The sequence below is a fragment of the Arhodomonas sp. KWT genome (assembly GCF_010993615.1).
The window spans coordinates 1-1,097 of sequence record NZ_WNXE01000541.1; the positions used below are offsets into that span (position 1 = coordinate 1).

A 1,097-nucleotide genomic window follows, 5' to 3' on the forward strand; every position below is an offset into this window, starting at 1 on the left:
GCCATGCTCACCGCCTGGTCCGTGCTCGCGCTGCACCGCGTCCTCACCTTCGAGCTGCCGATGATGGGCTGGGCGTTCGTGTGGCGCCGCTGGCTCGTGAGCGTGATGCTCGCCCCCCTGGCCGGCGGCCTTGCCATGCTCGTTACCGGCTGAGGTCGGCAGCCCACTCGGTTATAGTGGTTCGATGGAGAAGGGGGGCCGGGCATCCTATGAGTGGCAGCGCCGGATCGTCCGCCGGCTCGGTGCCGTGCGCGCGGTCGCGCTCTTCACGCTTGTATCCACCGTGGTGTCACTCGCCATAACGGCGGTGGCCATGACACTCGATGGCATCGAGGACCCGTTCCTCGGCTACATCATCGCCATTATCGTCCCGGTGGTGCTCACCCCGCCTATCACCGGCATGCAGTTCGCCCTGATCGAGCGCCTCGACGAGGCCGAGCTCGCCCTCCATCGGCTCGCGCGAACCGACGAGCTGACAGGACTCCCCAACCGGCGGGCGTTAATCGAGGCGGGCGAGGATGTGCTGAGTCGTTCGCGTCGGCGCGGAAGTGACGTCGCCCTGCTGTTTGTCGACGTCGACCACTTCAAGCGGATCAACGACACCCACGGGCATATCGTGGGCGACCTGGTGCTGCGCCACCTGGCGCGGCGCATCGCCGGCGGCCTGCGCGAGACGGACCTGCTTTGCCGCTTCGGTGGCGAGGAGTTCGCGGCACTGCTGCCCGATACCGACGAGCAGTCCGCTGCCGAGATTGCCGAGCGGCTGCGGCAGACCATCGCAGCGAGTCCTGTCATGGCGCGGCAGTCGGAAGGGCCCGCCATCCCCGTGACGCTGAGCCTGGGACTGACCGCAGCAGCGGCCGAGTCCGCCGGTGATATTCATCGTCTCATCGATGTCGCGGACCGTGCCGTCTACGCCGCCAAAGAGGCGGGCCGGGATACCGTGGCGATGCACTCCGCTGTCTAAATCTGCCGGCCTGGGACCCCTAGCGACAGGACGACGGCAGGTACTGAGCGTCCAGCCCGCCGCAGCGCCATCCGACCAGCCGGCCGTCCGAAGCCGTCTTGGGCACCATGGTGAAGGTCTGCCCCTGGTG

2 protein-coding genes are annotated in these 1,097 nt (G+C 67.9%); one reads left to right on the forward strand and one right to left on the reverse strand.

Annotated features, from left to right (window positions below; genetic code table 11):
• Positions 1-184: 184 nt before the first annotated feature.
• A complete protein-coding gene (locus tag G7A99_RS20575; RefSeq protein WP_163143732.1) occupies positions 185-967 on the forward strand; it encodes a GGDEF domain-containing protein in 783 nt (260 codons plus the stop codon).
• Positions 968-986: 19 nt separating this feature from the next.
• Here the strand turns inward: G7A99_RS20575 and G7A99_RS26005 are convergent.
• Positions 987-1,097, reverse strand: a 111-nt coding sequence (locus tag G7A99_RS26005) for a pilin (protein WP_371807648.1), incomplete at its 5' end; no start/stop codon positions are given.

Bases quoted from the DNA above. Each gene is read 5' to 3' on its own strand.
- G7A99_RS20575 (WP_163143732.1), top strand. From the start codon at position 185: ATGGAGAAGGGGGGCCGGGCATCCTATGAGTGGCAGCGCCGGATCGTC.